This window comes from Streptomyces sp. NPDC097595 (genome assembly GCF_044761525.1).
GTDB classification, from domain to species: domain Bacteria; phylum Actinomycetota; class Actinomycetes; order Streptomycetales; family Streptomycetaceae; genus Streptomyces; species Streptomyces drozdowiczii_A.
The window spans coordinates 210,446-226,984 of record NZ_JBIWCN010000002.1; the positions used below are offsets into that span (position 1 = coordinate 210,446).

A 16,539-nucleotide genomic window follows, 5' to 3' on the forward strand; every position below is an offset into this window, starting at 1 on the left:
ATGACTCACGTAGCGAAGAAGGCAGGGACGCGCCCGTTCGCCGCACCGCCCGGCCGGTGCCTGCTCGCCGTACTGGCGCTGCTGGCCGTGCTGACGGGCTGTTCGGGCGCCGGTTCGTTCATCGGCGGGAAGGGGAAGCCGCAGGAGGCCATCCGGGTCACGCCCGCCGACCGGGCCGAGGACGTCCGGGCGGACGGCCGGGTCGGGGTGGAGGTCCCGGACGGCCGGCTGGAGAGCGTCCGGGTGCGGCGGATCGAGGACGCGCAGGAGCAGGAGGTGCCGGGCCGGATCGCCGAGGACGGCCACTCCTGGGCGCCGGCGAAGGGGGCGCGACTGGGTCTTGCCGCCAAGTACAGCGTCGACGCGGTCGCGGTGGACGGCGGCGGCCACCGCGCGGCCCGGCACACCACCTTCACCACCGCCGTCCCCAAGGACCGCTTCATCGGGTACTTCAAGCCGGAGAACCGCTCGACCGTGGGCACCGGGATGATCGTCTCCTTCGAGTTCAACCGGCCCGTCACCCGGCGGGGGGCGGTGGAGCGGGCGATCCGGGTGACCGCCGATCCGCCGGTCGCCGTGGCCGGGCACTGGTTCGGGAAGAGCCGCCTGGACTTCCGCCCCGAGGAGTACTGGCGGCCCGGCACCGAGGTCACGGTGGACATCGGGCTGGCGGACGTGGAGGGTGCGCCGGGGGTGTACGGCAGCCAGCGCAAGACCGTGCGCTTCACGGTGGGCCGGGAGCAGATCTCCCGGGTGGACTCCGCCTCGCACACGATGGAGGTGCGCAGGGACGGGCAGCTGGTCTCCACGGTCCCGGTAACCGCGGGTTCCCCGACGACCACCACGTACAACGGCAAGATGGTGGTGAGCGAGATGCACGAGGTGACGCGGATGGACGGCCGGACCGTCGGCTACGGCGGCGAGTACGACATCAAGGACGTGCCGCACGCCATCCGGCTGACCAAGTCCGGCACCTTCCTCCACGGCAACTACTGGTCCGACGACGATGTCTTCGGCTCCACCAACGTCAGCCACGGCTGCATCGGGCTGCGCGACGTCCAGGGCGGCAGCGGCTCGACCCCGGCCGGCTGGTTCTTCGACCGCACCCTCATCGGGGACGTGGTCGAGGTCGTCAACTCCCCGGACAAGACGGTCGCACCGGACAACGGACTCGGCGGCTGGAACCTGGACTGGGCCAAGTGGCGGGCGGGTTCCGCGCTCCGGTAGCGGAGCGGCCCGGACCTGGGGCCACTTGGGACGGAACGGTGACAATTCCGAGAGGATCTGCCCGCAGTCGGTGTGATTATCTCTCTGCTGAGCGCGCGTGTGCAGTGCGCGGGGGCGGGAACCCACGGGTTCCCCGGGCCTTGGCGGGGCCAGGCCGTGTGAGGGGAGACGACCACATTGAACGGGCAGCCGATATCGGGGACATCGGCCGGGACGGGCGGCAGGCGGCGGCTTCGGGGAGCCACCGGTCTGCCGGCCCTGGCGGTGGGTGCGCTGTTGCTTCTGGTGACGGCGTGCGGCGGGGGAGACGCCGACGCGGGGAGCGCGGACGGCAAGGCGGGCGGGGTCAAGGACCAGGACACCAGCGCCTCGCAGGCCGTGGTGACCGTCGCGCCCAAGGACGGGACCGACGACGTCGCGACGAGCGGCGCGCTGAAGATCAGCGCCGCGCAGGGGAAGCTGACGGTCGTCAAGGTCTCGGACCCCAAGGGCGGCGAGGTCGAGGGGAAGATCGCGGCGGACGGCGCGAGCTGGGTGCCCGACCAGCACCTGGCATCGGCGACCAAGTACAAGGTCCACGCGGTGGCCAAGGACGCCAAGGGCCTTGAGTCCGCGAAGGACACCTCCTTCACCACGCTCGTCCCGAAGAACACCTTCATCGGGCAGTACACCCCGGAGGACGGCTCGACGGTCGGCGTCGGCATGCCGGTCTCCATCCACTTCACGCGCGGCATCACCGACCCGGCGGCCGTCGAGAAGGCCATCGAGGTGACCGCCGAGCCGGCCGTCCCCGTCGAGGGCCACTGGTTCGGCAACGACCGCCTGGACTTCCGGCCCGAGCACTACTGGGCCGCCGGCACCAAGGTCACCGTGAAGCTCAACCTCGACGGCGTCGAGGGCCGGCCCGGGGTCTACGGCAAGCAGGCCAAGACGGTCTCCTTCACCATCGGGCGCAGCCAGGTCAGCACCGTCGACGCGAAGACGCACCGGATGAAGGTCGTCCGGGACGACAAGCAGATCAAGGACATCCCGATCTCGGCGGGCGCCCCGGCCACCACCACGTACAACGGCGAGATGGTCATCAGCGAGAAGCTGCGGGTGACCCGGATGAACGGCGACACCGTCGGCTTCGGCGGCGAGTACGACATCAAGGACGTGCCGCACGCGATGCGCCTGTCGACCTCGGGCACCTTCATCCACGGCAACTACTGGGGCGGCCCGGGGGTCTTCGGCAACGCCAACACCAGCCACGGCTGCGTCGGCCTCCAGGACGTGCGCGGCGGCGGCAGCTCCTCCACCCCGGCGGCCTGGTTCTTCAACAACTCGCTCATCGGCGACGTCGTCGTCGTGAAGAACTCGCACGACAAGACCATCAGCCCGGACAACGGCCTCAACGGCTGGAACATGAGCTGGTCGGAGTGGACCAAGTAGGTCCCCGCTCCGCACACCCCGGCGGGCCCGGCACCGAGATCCACGGTGCCGGGCCCGCCCGCGTCCGCCGTGACGCACGGCACCGCCCCCGGCCCGTGCCGCCGGCGGTTAGCGTTGGTTAACCTGCACCCCATGACCGTAACCCTCGAAGTAAGCGACGGCGTCGGCACCATCCGCCTGGACCGCCCGCCGATGAACGCCCTGGACGTCGCGACCCAGGACCGGCTGCGCGAGCTCGCCGAAGAGGCGTCCCGGCGCGACGACGTGCGCGCCGTGGTGCTCTACGGCGGCGAGAAGGTGTTCGCGGCGGGCGCGGACATCAAGGAGATGCAGGCGATGGACCACGCGGCCATGGTGCTGCGCTCCAAGGCCCTCCAGGACTCCTTCACCGCCGTCGCCCGCATCCCCAAGCCCGTCGTCGCGGCCGTCACCGGCTACGCGCTCGGCGGCGGCTGCGAGTTGGCCCTCTGCGCCGACTTCCGCATCGCCGGGGACAACGCCAGGCTCGGCCAGCCGGAGATCCTGCTCGGCCTCATCCCGGGCGCCGGCGGCACCCAGCGGCTCGCCCGGCTGGTCGGCCCCGCCAAGGCCAAGGACCTCATCTTCACCGGCCGCCACGTGAAGGCGGACGAGGCCCTGACGATGGGGCTCGTGGACCGCGTGGTGCCCGCCGCCGAGGTGTACGAGCAGGCGCACGCCTGGGCGGCCAGGCTGGCGAAGGGACCGGCGCTGGCGCTGCGCGCGGCCAAGGAGGCCGTCGACGCCGGCCTGGAGACGGACATCGACACGGGCCTCACGATCGAACGGACCTGGTTCGCCGGTCTGTTCGCCACGGAGGACCGGGAACGCGGAATGCGCAGCTTCGTGGAGGAGGGCCCGGGCAAGGCGAAGTTCCTCTGACCGACAGTTGGTTGAAGCCCCGACCGAACGCCGGTGGAGAACGCGAACCGGCGCGTTCATCCGTGCGGGCGGATTAGCGGAACCTTAAGGGAACCTTAAGAGATGCCGCGCCGGGGGCGTCGACGAACCCGACCGGAGGGATTGTTTTCCCAGGTCAGATGGGCTGTTTTTGGTGGCGCAGTGCCGCTGGCATATGCCGAATGGCCCTCGGGGAGCACCTGATTACGGGTCGCGTATTCCCTCGGAACGGCCCCGGAAGGCCCGCTGTGCGGCCATGATGGTGTGCATGGCGGGCCTGGAGGGTGTGGAGCAGCCGCGACCGCGCAGCAGCGCGACAGCGGCACGGAGATTGCCGGCCGTCGAGGACGAACAGGCGTTCAAAGCGCTGGAGTTGTTCGGAAACCCGACGGAGGAAGAAGTAAGGCTGCCCTCCCGCCCGGAGTCCGCGGCCACCGCCCGCCGACTCACCTCGTGCGTGGTCCTGCATCAGTGGGCGCTCTCCCCGCAGGCCGCCGAGCACGCCGTCCTGCTCGTCTCCGAGCTCGTCGGCAACGCCGTCCGGCACACCGGGGCCCGCGTCTTCGGACTGCGCATGCTGCGCCGCCGCGGCTGGATCAGGATCGAGGTGCGCGACCCCTCGCGCGGACTGCCGTGCCTCATGCCGGTCCGCGAGATGGACATCAGCGGCCGGGGCCTCATGCTCGTGGACAAGCTCTCCGACCGCTGGGGCGTGGACCTCTTACCCCGGGGCAAGACCACCTGGTTCGAGATGCGCATCTCCGACCGCTGACCCCGTTGTGCGCGGATTTCGAGGACGTCGCGGGCCGCCCGGGCAGACAGAAGCCCCCGTGTCGGCCGTGGTGCGGCGCCTCGGGGGCTTCTGTGGGGGACCGTGAAATGGGGGGTGTGTTCACGGCCGCTCATGACGACCTGGCCCGGGTCAATGGGGGTCGTGCCACCGACTATGACAGACGGAAGACTCCCCAGCCAAAGCCGTATTCGCGGCATATCGCTACACATCCGGACATTTCATCGAAGAAACGCAGGTGTGGTCGGTCACGTGCCTGGAAATCGATGAGTATTCATGAGTTCACACGCATGATCCATTGATCGTCCACGATGTGGACGGTGTGTGCCGGTTCGCTGCCCCTCCCACGCATCGGCCCGCCCGGGGCGCCGGATAATCTGAGCCCCGTCAGACAGTCATACGAAGGGGCGGAACAGTGGCGGACATCGAGTCGGCGCGCAAGGCGTTCGAGCGGTACGACCTGAACGGCGACGGGCTGATCTCGGCCGCCGAGTACAAGAGCGTCATGGCCCAGCTGGGTGACCCGTACGTCAGCGAGCCGGTCGCGCAGGCCGTGATCAACTCCCACGACGCGAACGGCGACGGGCTCCTCACGTTCGACGAGTTCTGGGCCGCGCAGAACAAGGGCTGAGCGGAGCAAGGCCGGATCCGGGACAGGCTCCTGGGCCGCTGGTTCCGGCCACCGGCGCCTTCCCCGGCCTCCGCTCGGCGGCGCGGGGGTCGGTGCGGCGAGAAATGTCCGGAAATCGCTGACGCGGCCCCGCGCGCCCGTCCCGGTCGCCCCCCGCCCACCCCCGCTCCGGCCCGTCAGGCCGCGAAGTTGCGGGACATCGCGCCGTCCTCCTCGATCTCCGTCAGCTCCGGGCGGGTGTAGCGCTCGGCCCGGGCGTGGTAGTCGAAGTCCCCCCGTACGAGCCCCCGGTAGTCCAGGACGCAGCGCTCCAGCGCGATACGCGTCGGGCCCTCGATTCCCGCCGCCTCGATCTCCTGCACGAGTTCCTTCTCGGCGCGCTGCACCCGGTCGGCGATACGGCCGAGCAGAATTCCGGCTTCCTCCACCGCCTCCTGGAGTGAGCAGCCCCGGTCGCGCTGGAGCAGCCGGACGGTGTTGTGCTCGTATCCGAGCACGGCCTCCTTCTCGAACGAGCAGATGTCGTTGCAGAGCCCGGAATGGTCGGCCACCGCATTGCGCAGCGCGATATAGGCGGGCAGGCTCCGGGCGGATTCCGGGAGGTCGATTCCGGCGGTGATCTCGTGCAGATCCAGGAACGGCTGCATCGCCACGGAATCGCGGCGGTGCTTCACGAAGTCGGCGGTGCTCGGCACATGTCCCGCCGCCCGGTCCACGGCTTCCGCGTAGTACGTCCACAGCCAGGCGGCCGTGTCCCGCCGGAACTGCCGCACCCAGTGCGCCGGGCGGTCCACGCAGGTCCGGGCGAGCAGTTCGTCCAGCGCGTGCTCCATGCGGCCCACGGGCGCCCGCACCCCGTCCAGGACGTCCACCAGACGCCCGATCGCGCTCTCGCAGAGCCGGGGGTCGCGCCCGGCCGGGCCGTCGTCGAACTCGTCGTCCACCAGGAAGGCCCAGAAGAGCCACTGGCAGAAAAGGTCCAGATGTTTCTGCGAGGCCCGGGGGAATATCAGCGAGATCCAGAGCTCCGGGCGGGTTCTGATCATTTTCTTCACGGCCACGGGTGACAGGACGAGTTCACTGGCCTCCGCCCATTCCCAGGCGGCCTTCTTCGTCTTCTCCACTCCCGGATGACACCCCGCACTTTCGAACGGCATGTGGAATTCGGGAAGCGCGATCTTGCTCATGGTGCACCTCGTCGTGACGATAAGAACAGGGCAGGGGGATGCGCGAGACGGATACGCGCACGCGGAACGCGCGGCGACGAATGGCGGACGTGCCCACGGCCGTGCGGCAGCGGCCCGCACCGGCACGGCGGGAGCGCGGCGGGATCGCGGGCCGGCCGCGACGACGACCGCCGCACCGGCGGACCGGCGTGGGTGCGACGGGCGGTCACCGGGGGAAACCCGCCCGCCCGCTCCGGACGGCCGTATGCGGCCCGCACGGCCGGATCACGCCGTGGGCGTGCCGGGGGAGTGGAGGCTGGCATGGCTGTCCTCTCTCCTCCGCGCGGGCCGGGCAGCGCGCCGCCTGACGTGCTCGGCTGTCGCGTCACCACTCGTCACGTCCAGTGAACTCCCCATGAGCGAGGGAGGGAAGGAGCAGGTGACCGAAAATGTGTGATCGACAAGAACTCCTGCGCGGTTATGAGCAGTTGGCGCACTCCTGGGCCGCGCAGGAGTCGGACGGCCGGTCAGTTGTAGCCGAAGCCCGCCGGGAGCGGCGACGGCTCGAACAGCCGGGCCGGGACCGCCTCGGCGAGGGCCCGGTAGCCGGCCGGGTTCAGGTGCAGATGGTCACCGACGTCCAGGGAGGCGCGGAGCGCGGTGGGCCGGTGCGGGTCGCGGGCCGCCCGGTCGAAGTCCAGCACCGCGTCGAACCGGCCGCTGGTGCGTATCCAGGTGTTGACCGTACGGCGGGCCTCCTCGCGGTACCCGTCCGGATCGTCGTAGTCCGTATTGCCGCCGAAGGGCGTCAGCGTCGCCCCGTACACCCGGATGCCCTGCGCGTGGGCGCGGGTGATGATCTGGTCGTACGCGGTGATGACAGCCTCGGCCGTGCGCTTCTGGGCCGCCGGGGTGGCCTCCGCGGTACCGATGTCGTTGACGCCCTCGAAGACGATCAGCCGGTCCGTCCCGCTCTGCGCCAGGACGTCGCGGTCGAGCCGGGCCAGTCCGTTGGGGCCCAGGCCGTCGGCGAGCAGCCGGTTGCCGCCGGCCGCCTGGTTGACCACGGAGGTGCGGTCCGTCAGCCGCCGCTGGAGCACGTCCGGCCAGCGGTCGTTTCCGTTGGTCGTGGAGCCCCGGCCGTCCGTCAGCGAGTCCCCGAGCACGGCCGTCGTCGACGTGGTGCCCCGGGCCCACACCTCGACCCCGCTGAGCAGGTACCAGTGGTCGGTGGTCGTCGCGCCGGGCAGGTCCCCGTCCCGTACGTGGTCGCCGCGCAGCAGGTACGAGGTGGTGCGGGACCCCGGGTGCGAGGTGAGGGCGGTCGACGCCTGCCCGGTCGCCAGGTAGACCGTCGCCGTGAGGTTGGACCCCGGGGCGACCCGGAAGTCCAGCGGGTCGGAGACCGCCTGCGCCCCGGCCGGTACGTCGATGGACGCCGAGCCCCGGAAGGTCACCTTGCGCGAGGTCCCCGGCCGGATCGCCCCGGTCCCCGCCTTCCCGTCCAGCGGGAGGGCCACGGAGACCTCGGTGATGGGCAGCACCGCGCCGCCGAACGCGTTGGAGAACCGCAGCCGGATGTGGTCGCCGCCCGCCGAGACGTGCACGGTCTGCCGCAGCGTCGTGTCCGTCAGCACGGAGTCGTCGCCGGTGAAGGGCGCCGGGGGCATGTTCGACGGCTCCGTCAGCTGCGGCATGGACGTCCAGGTGCCGACCCAGTGCGCGCCGCGTTCCCGGGGGCCGGGCGCGCCGCCGGAGTGCCCGTCACCGGCGCCGAGGGCCGGGGAGACGGCGGCGAGGGTCGCGCAGAGCGCCCCCGCGGTGATCAGGCTGAGGAGCGACGTTCTTCGGTTCATGGCGGTGTTCCCTCTGCGTGTCGGGTTTCTCCATGCACACGTGCGTGCCCCGGCCGGGCATGCGGCAGGCTAGCGCCACCGGAACTTTCGGTCAACGGTTCGAAATGTTTCGAGAATACGGGGATGAGGGCCCCGGAACGCGAAGTCGCCCGGCCGGAAGGACCCGGCCGGGCGACGACGTACGACTGTGCGGGACTACTGGGCGCCGAAGCGCGAGCGCCACGCCTCCAGGTCCTCGTCGGTGATCTTGGCGAAGAGCACCGGCGGCACCGTGAAGGCGGTCCCGGCCGGCACGGACGCCAGGGCGCGGGCCTCGTCGGCGCCCACCCAGGTCGCCGTGTCGTCCGCCAGGGCGAACGCCTCGCGCATGGCCCGCGCGGAGGACGGGATGAACGGCTCCGAGACGACCGCGTACAGGTGGATCAGGTTCATCGCGGTGCGCAGGGTGAGCGCGGCACCCTCCTGATCGGTCTTGATCTCCAGCCAGGGGGCCTTCTCCTCCAGGTAGGAGTTGCCCGCGCTCCACAGCGCGCGCAGCGCCTGGGCCGCCTTGCGGAACTGGAGCGCCTCCATGTGGCCCTCGTACTCCGCGAGCAGCCGCGCGATCTCCTCGCCCAGTTTCCGCTCGGCCTCCCCGGCCTCCTTGCCCGCCGGGACCTCGTCGCCGAACCGCTTGCGCGAGAAGGACAGCACCCGGTTCACGAAGTTGCCGAGGGTGTCGGCCAGGTCCTTGTTGACCGAGGTGGCGAACAGCTCCCAGGTGAACGACGTGTCGTCCGACTCCGGGGCCTGCGCCATCAGGAAGTAGCGCCAGTAGTCGGCGGGCAGCAGCTCAAGAGCCGTGTCCGAGAAGATGCCGCGCTGCTGCGACGTCGAGAACTTGCCGCCGTAGTAGTTCAGCCAGTTGAACGCCTTGACGTGGTCGACCCGCTTGACCGGCTCCCGGGTGCCGATCTGCATCGCCGGGAACATCACCGTGTGGAACGGGACGTTGTCCTTGGCCATGAACTGCGTGTACCGGACGTCGGACGCCTCGTACCACCAGGACTTCCAGTCCCGGGTCTCCGGGTCCAGGTCCGCCCACTCCTTCGTCGCCCCGGCGTACTCGATGGGGGCGTCGAACCAGACGTAGAAGACCTTGCCCTCGGCCGCCAGCTCCGGCCAGGTGTCGGCCGGGACGGGCACGCCCCACTCCAGGTCACGGGTGATCGACCGGTCGTGCAGGCCCTCGGTGAGCCACTTGCGGGCGATCGAGGACGCCAGGTGCGGCCACTCGTCGCTGGTCTCGTCGATCCACGCCTCGACCTCGCCGGACAGCTTCGACTGGAGGAGGAAGAGGTGCTTGGTCTCGCGGACCTCCAGCTCGCTGCTGCCGCTGATCGCGGAGCGCGGCTCGATCAGGTCCGTCGGGTCGAGCACGCGGGTGCAGTTCTCGCACTGGTCGCCGCGCGCCTTGTCGTACCCGCAGTGCGGGCACGTACCGACGATGTAGCGGTCCGGCAGGAAGCGGTCGTCGGCGATCGAGAAGACCTGGCGGATCGCCCGCTCCTCGATGAAGCCGTTCTCGTGCAGCTTGCGGGCGAAGTGCTGGGTGATGTCGCGGTTCTGGGCGGACGAGCTGCGCCCGAAGTAGTCGAACGCGAGCCCGAACCCGTCGTAGACCGCCTTCTGCGCGTCGTGCTGCTGCGCGCAGAACTCGGCCACCGGCAGCCCGGCCGCCTTCGCGGCCAGCTCCGCCGGGGTGCCGTGCTCGTCGGTGGCGCAGATGTACAGCGCCTCCTCGCCCCGCTGGCGCAGATACCGCGTATAGACGTCCGCCGGGAGCATCGACCCGACCAGGTTCCCCAGGTGCTTGATCCCGTTGATGTAGGGAAGCGCGCTGGTGATCAGGTGTCGAGTCATCGTCGGATGCTCCCAGTTTCTAAGGTGCCGGTGCCTCTGTCGCAGGCCGTTTTGCATCCTATCGAACCGGGGACACCCCCCTTTACCGGATTTCCGGCGCCCTCAGCACTCGATGATGTTCACCGCGAGACCGCCCCGGGCCGTCTCCTTGTACTTGACGCTCATGTCGGCGCCGGTCTCCTTCATCGTCTTGATGACCTTGTCGAGGGAGACCTTGTGGCTGCCGTCGCCGCGCAGGGCCATCTTCGCCGCCGTGACCGCCTTCACCGCGGCCATGCCGTTGCGCTCGATGCACGGGATCTGGACGAGGCCGCCGACCGGGTCGCAGGTGAGCCCCAGGTTGTGCTCCATGCCGATCTCGGCGGCGTTCTCCACCTGCTCCGGGGTGCCGCCCAGGACCTCGGCGAGGGCGCCGGCGGCCATGGAGCAGGCGGAGCCGACCTCGCCCTGGCAGCCGACCTCGGCGCCGGAGATGGAGGCGTTCTCCTTGAACAGCATGCCGATCGCACCGGCCGCGAGCAGGAAGCGGACGATGCCGTCCTCCTTCTCGGCCTCCGTGCAGCCGCCCGCGGCGAAGTTCATCCAGTAGTGCAGGACGGCCGGGATGATGCCGGCCGCGCCGTTCGTCGGGGCGGTGACCACGCGGCCGCCCGCCGCGTTCTCCTCGTTGACCGCCATGGCGTACAGGGTGATCCACTCCATGGCGTGCGTCTGGGGGTCGCCCTCCGCGCGCAGCTGGCGGGCGGTCTTCGCGGCGCGGCGGTGCACCCGGAGGCCGCCGGGCAGCACGCCCTCGCGGGACATCCCGCGCGTGACGCACGCCTGCATGGCCCGCCAGATCCCGAGGAGCCCGGAGCGGATCTCCTCCTCGGTGCGCCAGGCGCGCTCGTTCTCCAGCATCAGCGAGGAGATCGACAGACCGGTCTCGCGGGCCAGCCGCAGCAGCTCGTCGCCGGTGCGGAAGGGGTGCTTCAGGACCGTGTCGTCGAGCACGATCCGGTCCTCGCCCACGGCGTCCTCGTCCACGACGAACCCGCCGCCGACCGAGTAGTACGTCTTCTCCAGGAGCGGGGCGCCCTCGGCGTCGTACGCGAAGACGGTCATGCCGTTGGCGTGGTACGGGAGCGCCTTGCGGCGGTGCAGGACCAGCTGCTCGTCCGCGTCGAAGGGGATCTCGTGCATTCCGAGGAGGTTGATCCGGCCGGTGGAGCGGATCGCCTCGACCCGCTCGTCGGCGGTCTCGACGTCCACGGTGCGCGGGGACTCGCCCTCCAGGCCGAGCAGGACCGCCTTGGGGGTGCCGTGGCCGTGGCCGGTGGCGCCGAGGGAGCCGTACAGCTCGGCCCGGATCGAGGCGGTGTGGGCGAGCAGGCCCTCGTTCTTCAGCCGGCGCGCGAACATACGGGCCGCGCGCATGGGGCCGACCGTATGGGAGCTGGACGGGCCGATGCCGATCGAGAACAGGTCGAAGACCGAGATGGCCACGGGGTGACTCCTAAGGGTTGGTAGACGCCGTTGTCTGCCGGGTAGTGCGGTACGGGCCGGGTCGGCCCGAAGTGCGGGTGACAAGGGATGGGGCACCACGCCCACTGTTCAGTGTGCGGGGTGCCCCATCCGAAAGCGCAAACGCGCCTGGTCGGCTACTTCAGGCCGGGGTACAGCGGGAACTTCTCGGCGAGCTTCGTGACCCGGGCCTTCAGGTCGTCCGCGTCGTAGGACGGCTTGAGGGCCGAGGCGATGATCTCGGCGACCTCGGTGAAGTCCTCGGTGCCGAAGCCGCGGGTGGCCAGGGCCGGGGTGCCGATCCGGAGGCCGGAGGTGACCATCGGCGGGCGCGGGTCGTTGGGGATGGCGTTCCGGTTGACCGTGATGCCGAGCTCGTGGAGCCGGTCCTCGGCCTGCTGGCCGTCCAGCTCCGAGTTGCGCAGGTCCACCAGGACCAGGTGCACGTCGGTGCCGCCGGACAGGACGGAGACGCCGACCTCGGTGACGTCGGGCTGGACCAGGCGCTCGGCCAGGATGCGGGCGCCCTCCAGGGTGCGCCGCTGGCGCTCCTTGAACTCCTCGCCCGCCGCGACCTTGAACGAGACCGCCTTGGCCGCGATCACGTGCTCCAGCGGACCGCCCTGCTGACCCGGGAAGACCGCCGAGTTGATCTTCTTGGCGAGCTCCTGGGTGGAGAGGATCACACCGCCGCGCGGACCGCCGAGGGTCTTGTGCGTGGTGGTGGTGACGACGTGGGCGTGCGGCACCGGGCTGGGGTGCAGGCCCGCGGCGACCAGACCGGCGAAGTGCGCCATGTCGACCATCAGGTACGCGCCGACCTCGTCCGCGATGCGGCGGAAGGCTGCGAAGTCCAGCTGGCGCGGGTACGCGGACCAGCCGGCGACGATCAGCTGCGGCTTGGCCTCCTTGGCCAGGCGCTCCACCTCGGCCATGTCCACGACACCGGTGTCGTCCACGTGGTACGGGACCACGTTGTAGAGCTTGCCGGAGAAGTTGATCTTCATGCCGTGGGTCAGGTGGCCGCCGTGCGCCAGGTTCAGGCCCATGATCGTGTCGCCCGGCTTCAGCAGCGCGAACATCGCGGCGGCGTTCGCCTGCGCACCGGAGTGCGGCTGGACGTTCGCGGCCTCGGCGCCGAAGAGCGCCTTGATCCGGTCGATCGCGATCTGCTCGACCACGTCGACGTGCTCACAGCCGCCGTAGTAGCGGCGGCCGGGGTAGCCCTCGGCGTACTTGTTGGTCAGGACGGAGCCCTGTGCCTCCATGACGGCGACCGGAGCGAAGTTCTCCGAGGCGATCATTTCGAGCGTGGACTGCTGGCGCAGGAGCTCGGCGTCGACGGCGGCGGCGACGTCCGGGTCCAGCTCGTGGAGGGAGGAGTTGAGAAGCGACATCAGGTGGTCCCTTGGGGTCTCAGTTGCCGGAGAACTCGGAGTACTCGTCGGCGGAGAGCAGGTCCTTCGGCTCCTCCGCGACGCGTACCTTGAACAGCCAGCCGCCTTCGAACGGAGCGGAGTTGACCAGCGACGGGTCGTCCACGACGTCCTGGTTGGACGCGGTGATCTCACCGGTCACGGGCGAGTACAGGTCGCTGACCGACTTGGTCGACTCCAGCTCGCCGCAGGTCTCGCCCGCGGTCACGGTGTCGCCGACCTCGGGAAGCTGCGCGTAGACGACGTCACCGAGCGCGTTGGCCGCGTGCTCGGTGATGCCGACCGTGGCCACACCGTCCTCGACGGGCGACAGCCACTCGTGCTCCTTGCTGTACCGCAGCTGCTGGGGGTTGCTCATGGTCTGAATTCTCCTGTACGCGGGGAGTGCGGATGAACGGTGGTCTTACGGTGTGAGACGGGACCGCGTCACGTACGCGGCACCGGCCGGGTCCTACGGTTCTACTTCTTGCGCTTGTAGAAGGGGAGCGCCACGACCTCGTACGGCTCGTGGCTGCCTCGGATCTCCACCGCGACTCCGGCGGTGCCCGGCTCGGCGTGCGCCGCGTCGACGTACGCCATGGCGATCGGCTTCCCCAGCGTGGGGGAGGGGGCGCCCGAGGTGACCTCGCCGATGACCTGACCGTCCGCGACGACCGGGAACCCGGCGCGCGGCACCCGGCGGCCCTCGGCGACCAGGCCGACGAGCTTGCGCGGCGGAGCGGTCTCGGCGCGCTCCGCGGCGGCCTCCAGCGCCTTGCGGCCGACGAAGTCGCCGTCCTTCTCGAACTTCACGACCCGGCCGAGCCCGGCGTCGAACGGGGTCAGCGAGGTCGTCAGCTCGTGCCCGTACAGCGGCATGCCCGCCTCCAGGCGCAGCGTGTCACGGCAGGAGAGGCCGCACGGGATCAGGCCGTGCGCGGCGCCCGCGTCGGTGAGCGCCTTCCACAGCTGCTCCGCGTGGCCGGGCGCGACGAACAGCTCGAAGCCGTCCTCGCCGGTGTAGCCGGTACGGGCGATCAGCGCGGGCACCCCGGCGACCACCCCGGGCAGCCCGGCGTAGTACTTCAGGCCGTCCAGGTCGGCGTCGGTCACCGCCGCGAGGATCGCCGGGGACTCCGGGCCCTGCACGGCGAGCAGCGCGTACGCGTCGCGGTCGTCGCGGACCTCGGCGTCGAAGCCGGCGGCGCGCTCGGTGAGCGTGTCCAGGACCAGCTGGGCGTTTCCGGCGTTGGCGACGACCATGTACTCCGTGTCCTGGAGGCGGTAGACGATCAGGTCGTCCAGGATGCCGCCGTCCTCGGCGCAGATCATCGTGTAGCGGGCCCGGCCGGTCGAGACCGTGCCGATGTTGCCGACCAGCGCGTGGTTCAGCAGGTCCACGGCCTGCGGACCGGTGACCGTGATCTCGCCCATGTGGGACAGGTCGAAGAGACCGGCCTTCGTGCGGACGGCGTTGTGCTCGTCGCGCTCACTGGCGTACCGCAGCGGCATGTCCCAGCCCGCGAAGTCGGTCATGGTGGCGCCCAGCGAGCGGTGCAGCGCGTCGAGGGCGGTGAGGCGGGGGGTGCTGCTCATGAAAGGGGCTCCCAGGGCATGACGACGACGAGGACGATCCCTCCCCATCTGTCATCGGAACCTGAGAGGTTCGCCGAGAGACCCCGCAGGGGTTCGGCTTGCACCTTGGGTGGAGCCGCCGGGGCGGCTCGCTTTTCAGATCTGCCTCATCCACGCGGTACGGGGCCTGAGAGATTCAAGGGAGGATCTTGCTCCTTCGGCGCCCGGCACGGTGACCGGGACTCTCCCGCGCGGATTCAAGCGGCCTGTATGCAGTTGGCGGGGTCATCATCGCACGCGATCCGGGGGAGCGGGGCCCCGGGACCGGTGGGGCCCGTCACGCTTTCCCGGCGGGTCGGACGGTTGCCTCGCATTACCTTTTCTTTACACTTCGGGGGTAGGTATCGGTCCTGCACGCGTCGGCCGTACGGCCAGGGGGAGGCGATGACGTTGCGCTACGCGACGACCGCGGGAACCACGGGCACCGCGCTGCCCGCGCAGCCCGGCTCACCGCCCCGGCAGGCGGTGGGCACCCATCCACCCGTCGTCCGGGACCTGCGCGGCCGGTCCGGGCACGGCCCGCGCGCCCTCCGCTTCGCCGCCGGGGACATCGTGGTGGTCTCCGGGCTCCCCGGCAGCGGCAAGTCGACCCTGATCTCCCGCACCGCCCCGGCGCACGCCGTCGACTCCCAGGACACCCGGGACCGCTGGGCCCGCCGGCTGCCCCGCTTACTCCCCTACGTCCTCTACCGCCCGCTCGTCCGCCTCGCCCACTACCGGGGGCTGCGGCGGGCGCTGCGCTCCGGCGCCTCCGTCGTCGTCCACGACTGCGGTACGCAGAGCTGGGTCCGCGCCCGGCTCGCCCGCCATGCCCGCCGCCGGGGCACCGGCCTGCATCTGGTCCTGCTCGACGTCTCCGCCCGGACCGCGCGCGAGGGCCAGCGCGAGCGCGGCCGGGGCGTCTCGGCGTACGCCTTCGCCCGGCACCGCAGAGCCGTGGGGCGGCTGCTGCGGGACACCGAGGCGGGGCTGCTGCCGCACGGCTGCGCCTCGGCGGTGCTGCTCGACCGCGAGGCGGCCGGGGCGCTCACTCGCATCGCGTTCGCAGACGCACAGACCGACGGCTGAAAACGGACCGTCCAACGGCTGGACGGTAGCCGGGACGGGGGATTTCCGGACAGCCCTGGGAGCGACGGAGACCGGGCGAGGCCGTACCCTCTTGCTGCACGGCAACGGGGCGAGAGGGAAGCAGTGGACATTCCGGCACAGGCCGGGAGCCTGCCGCAGGGCGGCTGGCCGGCCAATGAACTCGAAGAGGTGCTGGGCGCCTCGCTCGGCATCCCGGAGGCGGGCGGCCGCCTGCTGGAGGTGCTCGGCCGCAGCCATGTCTGGGTGCCGCTGCCGGGCGGCGGCGGACCCGACGCCGGGGAGCTCGACCTGCCCGCGATGGAGATCGACGGCGCCGCGTACGTCCCCGTCTACAGCTCCGAGCACCAGTTCCTCACCTGCGTCGGCGCGCAGATGTCCTTCACCGTCGCCCCCGCCGTCGAGTTCGCCCGCGGACTGCCCCCGCAGCTCGGCATCGCCGTCAACCCGGGCGGCGCCGTCGGCCTGCCGCTGCCCCCGCCCGCCGTCGCCGAGCTCTGCCGGTCCGGGCGCACCCCGCTCGACGGCCCGGCGACCGGGGGCCGGGTCCGGCTGTACGAGCCGGACTGGAAGGAGGAGCCCGTCGACTTCCTGGCCGCCGCCGCCGGCGAGTTCCAGGAGAGCGGCGTCGTCCGCACCGCCCGCCGGGTCCTGGCCAGCATCGAGGGCGACGACCCGGTGCTCTTCGTCGGCGTCGAGTTCTCCACCTGGGACGGCGCCGGACAGAGCGCCCCGATGGACGCCCTGGGCCGGGCGCTGGGCCGCGTCGCGGTGCCGTGGCCGGTCAACCTCGTCCTCCTCGACGTGGCGCAGGACCCGGTCGCCGACTGGATGCGCGAGCGGGTGCGGCCCTTCTACACGCGCGCCCCGGAGTGACGGGGGGCGGCCGCGGCGTCAAGCCGGTGACAGTGCGGCCGCATAAGCTGGTTTGATGGCTGAAGGCCGATGCCCGGTGGCCGAAGCAGAGGATCTACGAGGG

General features: G+C 71.0%; 14 protein-coding genes and 1 riboswitch. Of the genes, 7 read left to right on the forward strand and 7 right to left on the reverse strand.

All coding sequences use genetic code 11. The features are described from left to right. From ACIQZN_RS03580 to ACIQZN_RS03600, 5 genes are all read left to right on the forward strand, one after another. On the forward strand, positions 1-1,227 hold the full coding sequence (locus ACIQZN_RS03580) for an Ig-like domain-containing protein (RefSeq protein WP_403987895.1): 1,227 nt from the start codon (positions 1-3) through the stop codon (positions 1,225-1,227). A 177-nt stretch (positions 1,228-1,404) separates the two neighbouring features. Beyond that, the gene (locus ACIQZN_RS03585) at positions 1,405-2,658 is read left to right on the forward strand and encodes an Ig-like domain-containing protein (protein ID WP_403987898.1); all 1,254 of its coding nucleotides are present in this window, start codon (positions 1,405-1,407) and stop codon (positions 2,656-2,658) included. Positions 2,659-2,790: 132 nt separating this feature from the next. After that, complete coding sequence (locus ACIQZN_RS03590) at positions 2,791-3,558, forward strand: enoyl-CoA hydratase/isomerase family protein (protein WP_403987901.1); 768 nt, start codon at positions 2,791-2,793, stop codon at positions 3,556-3,558. A gap of 274 nt (positions 3,559-3,832) precedes the next feature. Next, a complete protein-coding gene (locus ACIQZN_RS03595) occupies positions 3,833-4,348 on the forward strand; it encodes an ATP-binding protein (protein WP_330313800.1) in 516 nt (171 codons plus the stop codon). A 433-nt stretch (positions 4,349-4,781) separates the two neighbouring features. After that, the gene (locus ACIQZN_RS03600; protein ID WP_328902496.1) at positions 4,782-4,997 is read left to right on the forward strand and encodes an EF-hand domain-containing protein; all 216 of its coding nucleotides are present in this window, start codon (positions 4,782-4,784) and stop codon (positions 4,995-4,997) included. Between the two features lie 176 nt (positions 4,998-5,173). Here ACIQZN_RS03600 and ACIQZN_RS03605 read toward each other — a convergent pair whose 3' ends face one another. The 7 genes from ACIQZN_RS03605 to gcvT form a co-directional block, all read right to left on the reverse strand. After that, on the reverse strand, positions 5,174-6,154 hold the full coding sequence (locus tag ACIQZN_RS03605) for a terpene synthase family protein (RefSeq protein WP_403988443.1): 981 nt from the start codon (positions 6,152-6,154) through the stop codon (positions 5,174-5,176). A 536-nt stretch (positions 6,155-6,690) separates the two neighbouring features. Next, a complete protein-coding gene (locus ACIQZN_RS03610) occupies positions 6,691-8,019 on the reverse strand; it encodes an SGNH/GDSL hydrolase family protein (RefSeq protein WP_403987906.1) in 1,329 nt (442 codons plus the stop codon). Positions 8,020-8,214: 195 nt separating this feature from the next. Then, positions 8,215-9,921, reverse strand: a complete 1,707-nt coding sequence (gene metG / locus ACIQZN_RS03615) for a methionine--tRNA ligase (protein WP_403987909.1) — start codon at positions 9,919-9,921, stop codon at positions 8,215-8,217. A gap of 102 nt (positions 9,922-10,023) precedes the next feature. Beyond that, positions 10,024-11,406: an L-serine ammonia-lyase gene (locus ACIQZN_RS03620; RefSeq protein ID WP_403987912.1), complete on the reverse strand. Its 1,383-nt coding sequence runs from the start codon at positions 11,404-11,406 to the stop codon at positions 10,024-10,026. Positions 11,407-11,561: 155 nt separating this feature from the next. Next, positions 11,562-12,821, reverse strand: a complete 1,260-nt coding sequence (glyA, locus tag ACIQZN_RS03625; protein ID WP_073863070.1) for a serine hydroxymethyltransferase — start codon at positions 12,819-12,821, stop codon at positions 11,562-11,564. A 19-nt stretch (positions 12,822-12,840) separates the two neighbouring features. Then, positions 12,841-13,218, reverse strand: a complete 378-nt coding sequence (gene gcvH / locus ACIQZN_RS03630) for a glycine cleavage system protein GcvH (RefSeq protein ID WP_403987915.1) — start codon at positions 13,216-13,218, stop codon at positions 12,841-12,843. A gap of 101 nt (positions 13,219-13,319) precedes the next feature. Further along, positions 13,320-14,435, reverse strand: coding sequence for a glycine cleavage system aminomethyltransferase GcvT (gene gcvT, locus ACIQZN_RS03635; protein WP_403987918.1), 1,116 nt, complete (start codon positions 14,433-14,435; stop codon positions 13,320-13,322). 145 nt (positions 14,436-14,580) lie between these two features. Then, positions 14,581-14,674: riboswitch (glycine riboswitch) on the reverse strand. 184 nt (positions 14,675-14,858) lie between these two features. Between gcvT and ACIQZN_RS03640 the strand changes: the two genes are divergently transcribed. Then, positions 14,859-15,542: an AAA family ATPase gene (locus ACIQZN_RS03640; RefSeq protein WP_403987921.1), complete on the forward strand. Its 684-nt coding sequence runs from the start codon at positions 14,859-14,861 to the stop codon at positions 15,540-15,542. Positions 15,543-15,665: 123 nt separating this feature from the next. Further along, a complete protein-coding gene (locus ACIQZN_RS03645; protein WP_403987924.1) occupies positions 15,666-16,436 on the forward strand; it encodes an enhanced serine sensitivity protein SseB in 771 nt (256 codons plus the stop codon). Positions 16,437-16,539 lie beyond the last annotated feature (103 nt).

What these genes read in the sequence shown, in the direction of transcription:
- ACIQZN_RS03590 (WP_403987901.1), top strand. Translation starts at nt 2,791, where the DNA reads ATGACCGTAACCCTCGAAGTAAGCGACGGCGTCGGCACCATCCGCCTG.
- metG (WP_403987909.1), bottom strand. Translation starts at nt 9,921, where the DNA reads ATGACTCGACACCTGATCACCAGCGCGCTTCCCTACATCAACGGGATC.
- gcvH (WP_403987915.1), bottom strand. Translation starts at nt 13,218, where the DNA reads ATGAGCAACCCCCAGCAGCTGCGGTACAGCAAGGAGCACGAGTGGCTG.
- ACIQZN_RS03640 (WP_403987921.1), top strand. Translation starts at nt 14,859, where the DNA reads ATGACGTTGCGCTACGCGACGACCGCGGGAACCACGGGCACCGCGCTG.
- ACIQZN_RS03610 (WP_403987906.1), bottom strand. Translation starts at nt 8,019, where the DNA reads ATGAACCGAAGAACGTCGCTCCTCAGCCTGATCACCGCGGGGGCGCTC.
- glyA (WP_073863070.1), bottom strand. Translation starts at nt 12,821, where the DNA reads ATGTCGCTTCTCAACTCCTCCCTCCACGAGCTGGACCCGGACGTCGCC.
- ACIQZN_RS03605 (WP_403988443.1), bottom strand. Translation starts at nt 6,154, where the DNA reads ATGCCGTTCGAAAGTGCGGGGTGTCATCCGGGAGTGGAGAAGACGAAG.
- ACIQZN_RS03595 (WP_330313800.1), top strand. Translation starts at nt 3,833, where the DNA reads ATGATGGTGTGCATGGCGGGCCTGGAGGGTGTGGAGCAGCCGCGACCG.
- gcvT (WP_403987918.1), bottom strand. Translation starts at nt 14,435, where the DNA reads ATGAGCAGCACCCCCCGCCTCACCGCCCTCGACGCGCTGCACCGCTCG.
- ACIQZN_RS03580 (WP_403987895.1), top strand. Translation starts at nt 1, where the DNA reads ATGACTCACGTAGCGAAGAAGGCAGGGACGCGCCCGTTCGCCGCACCG.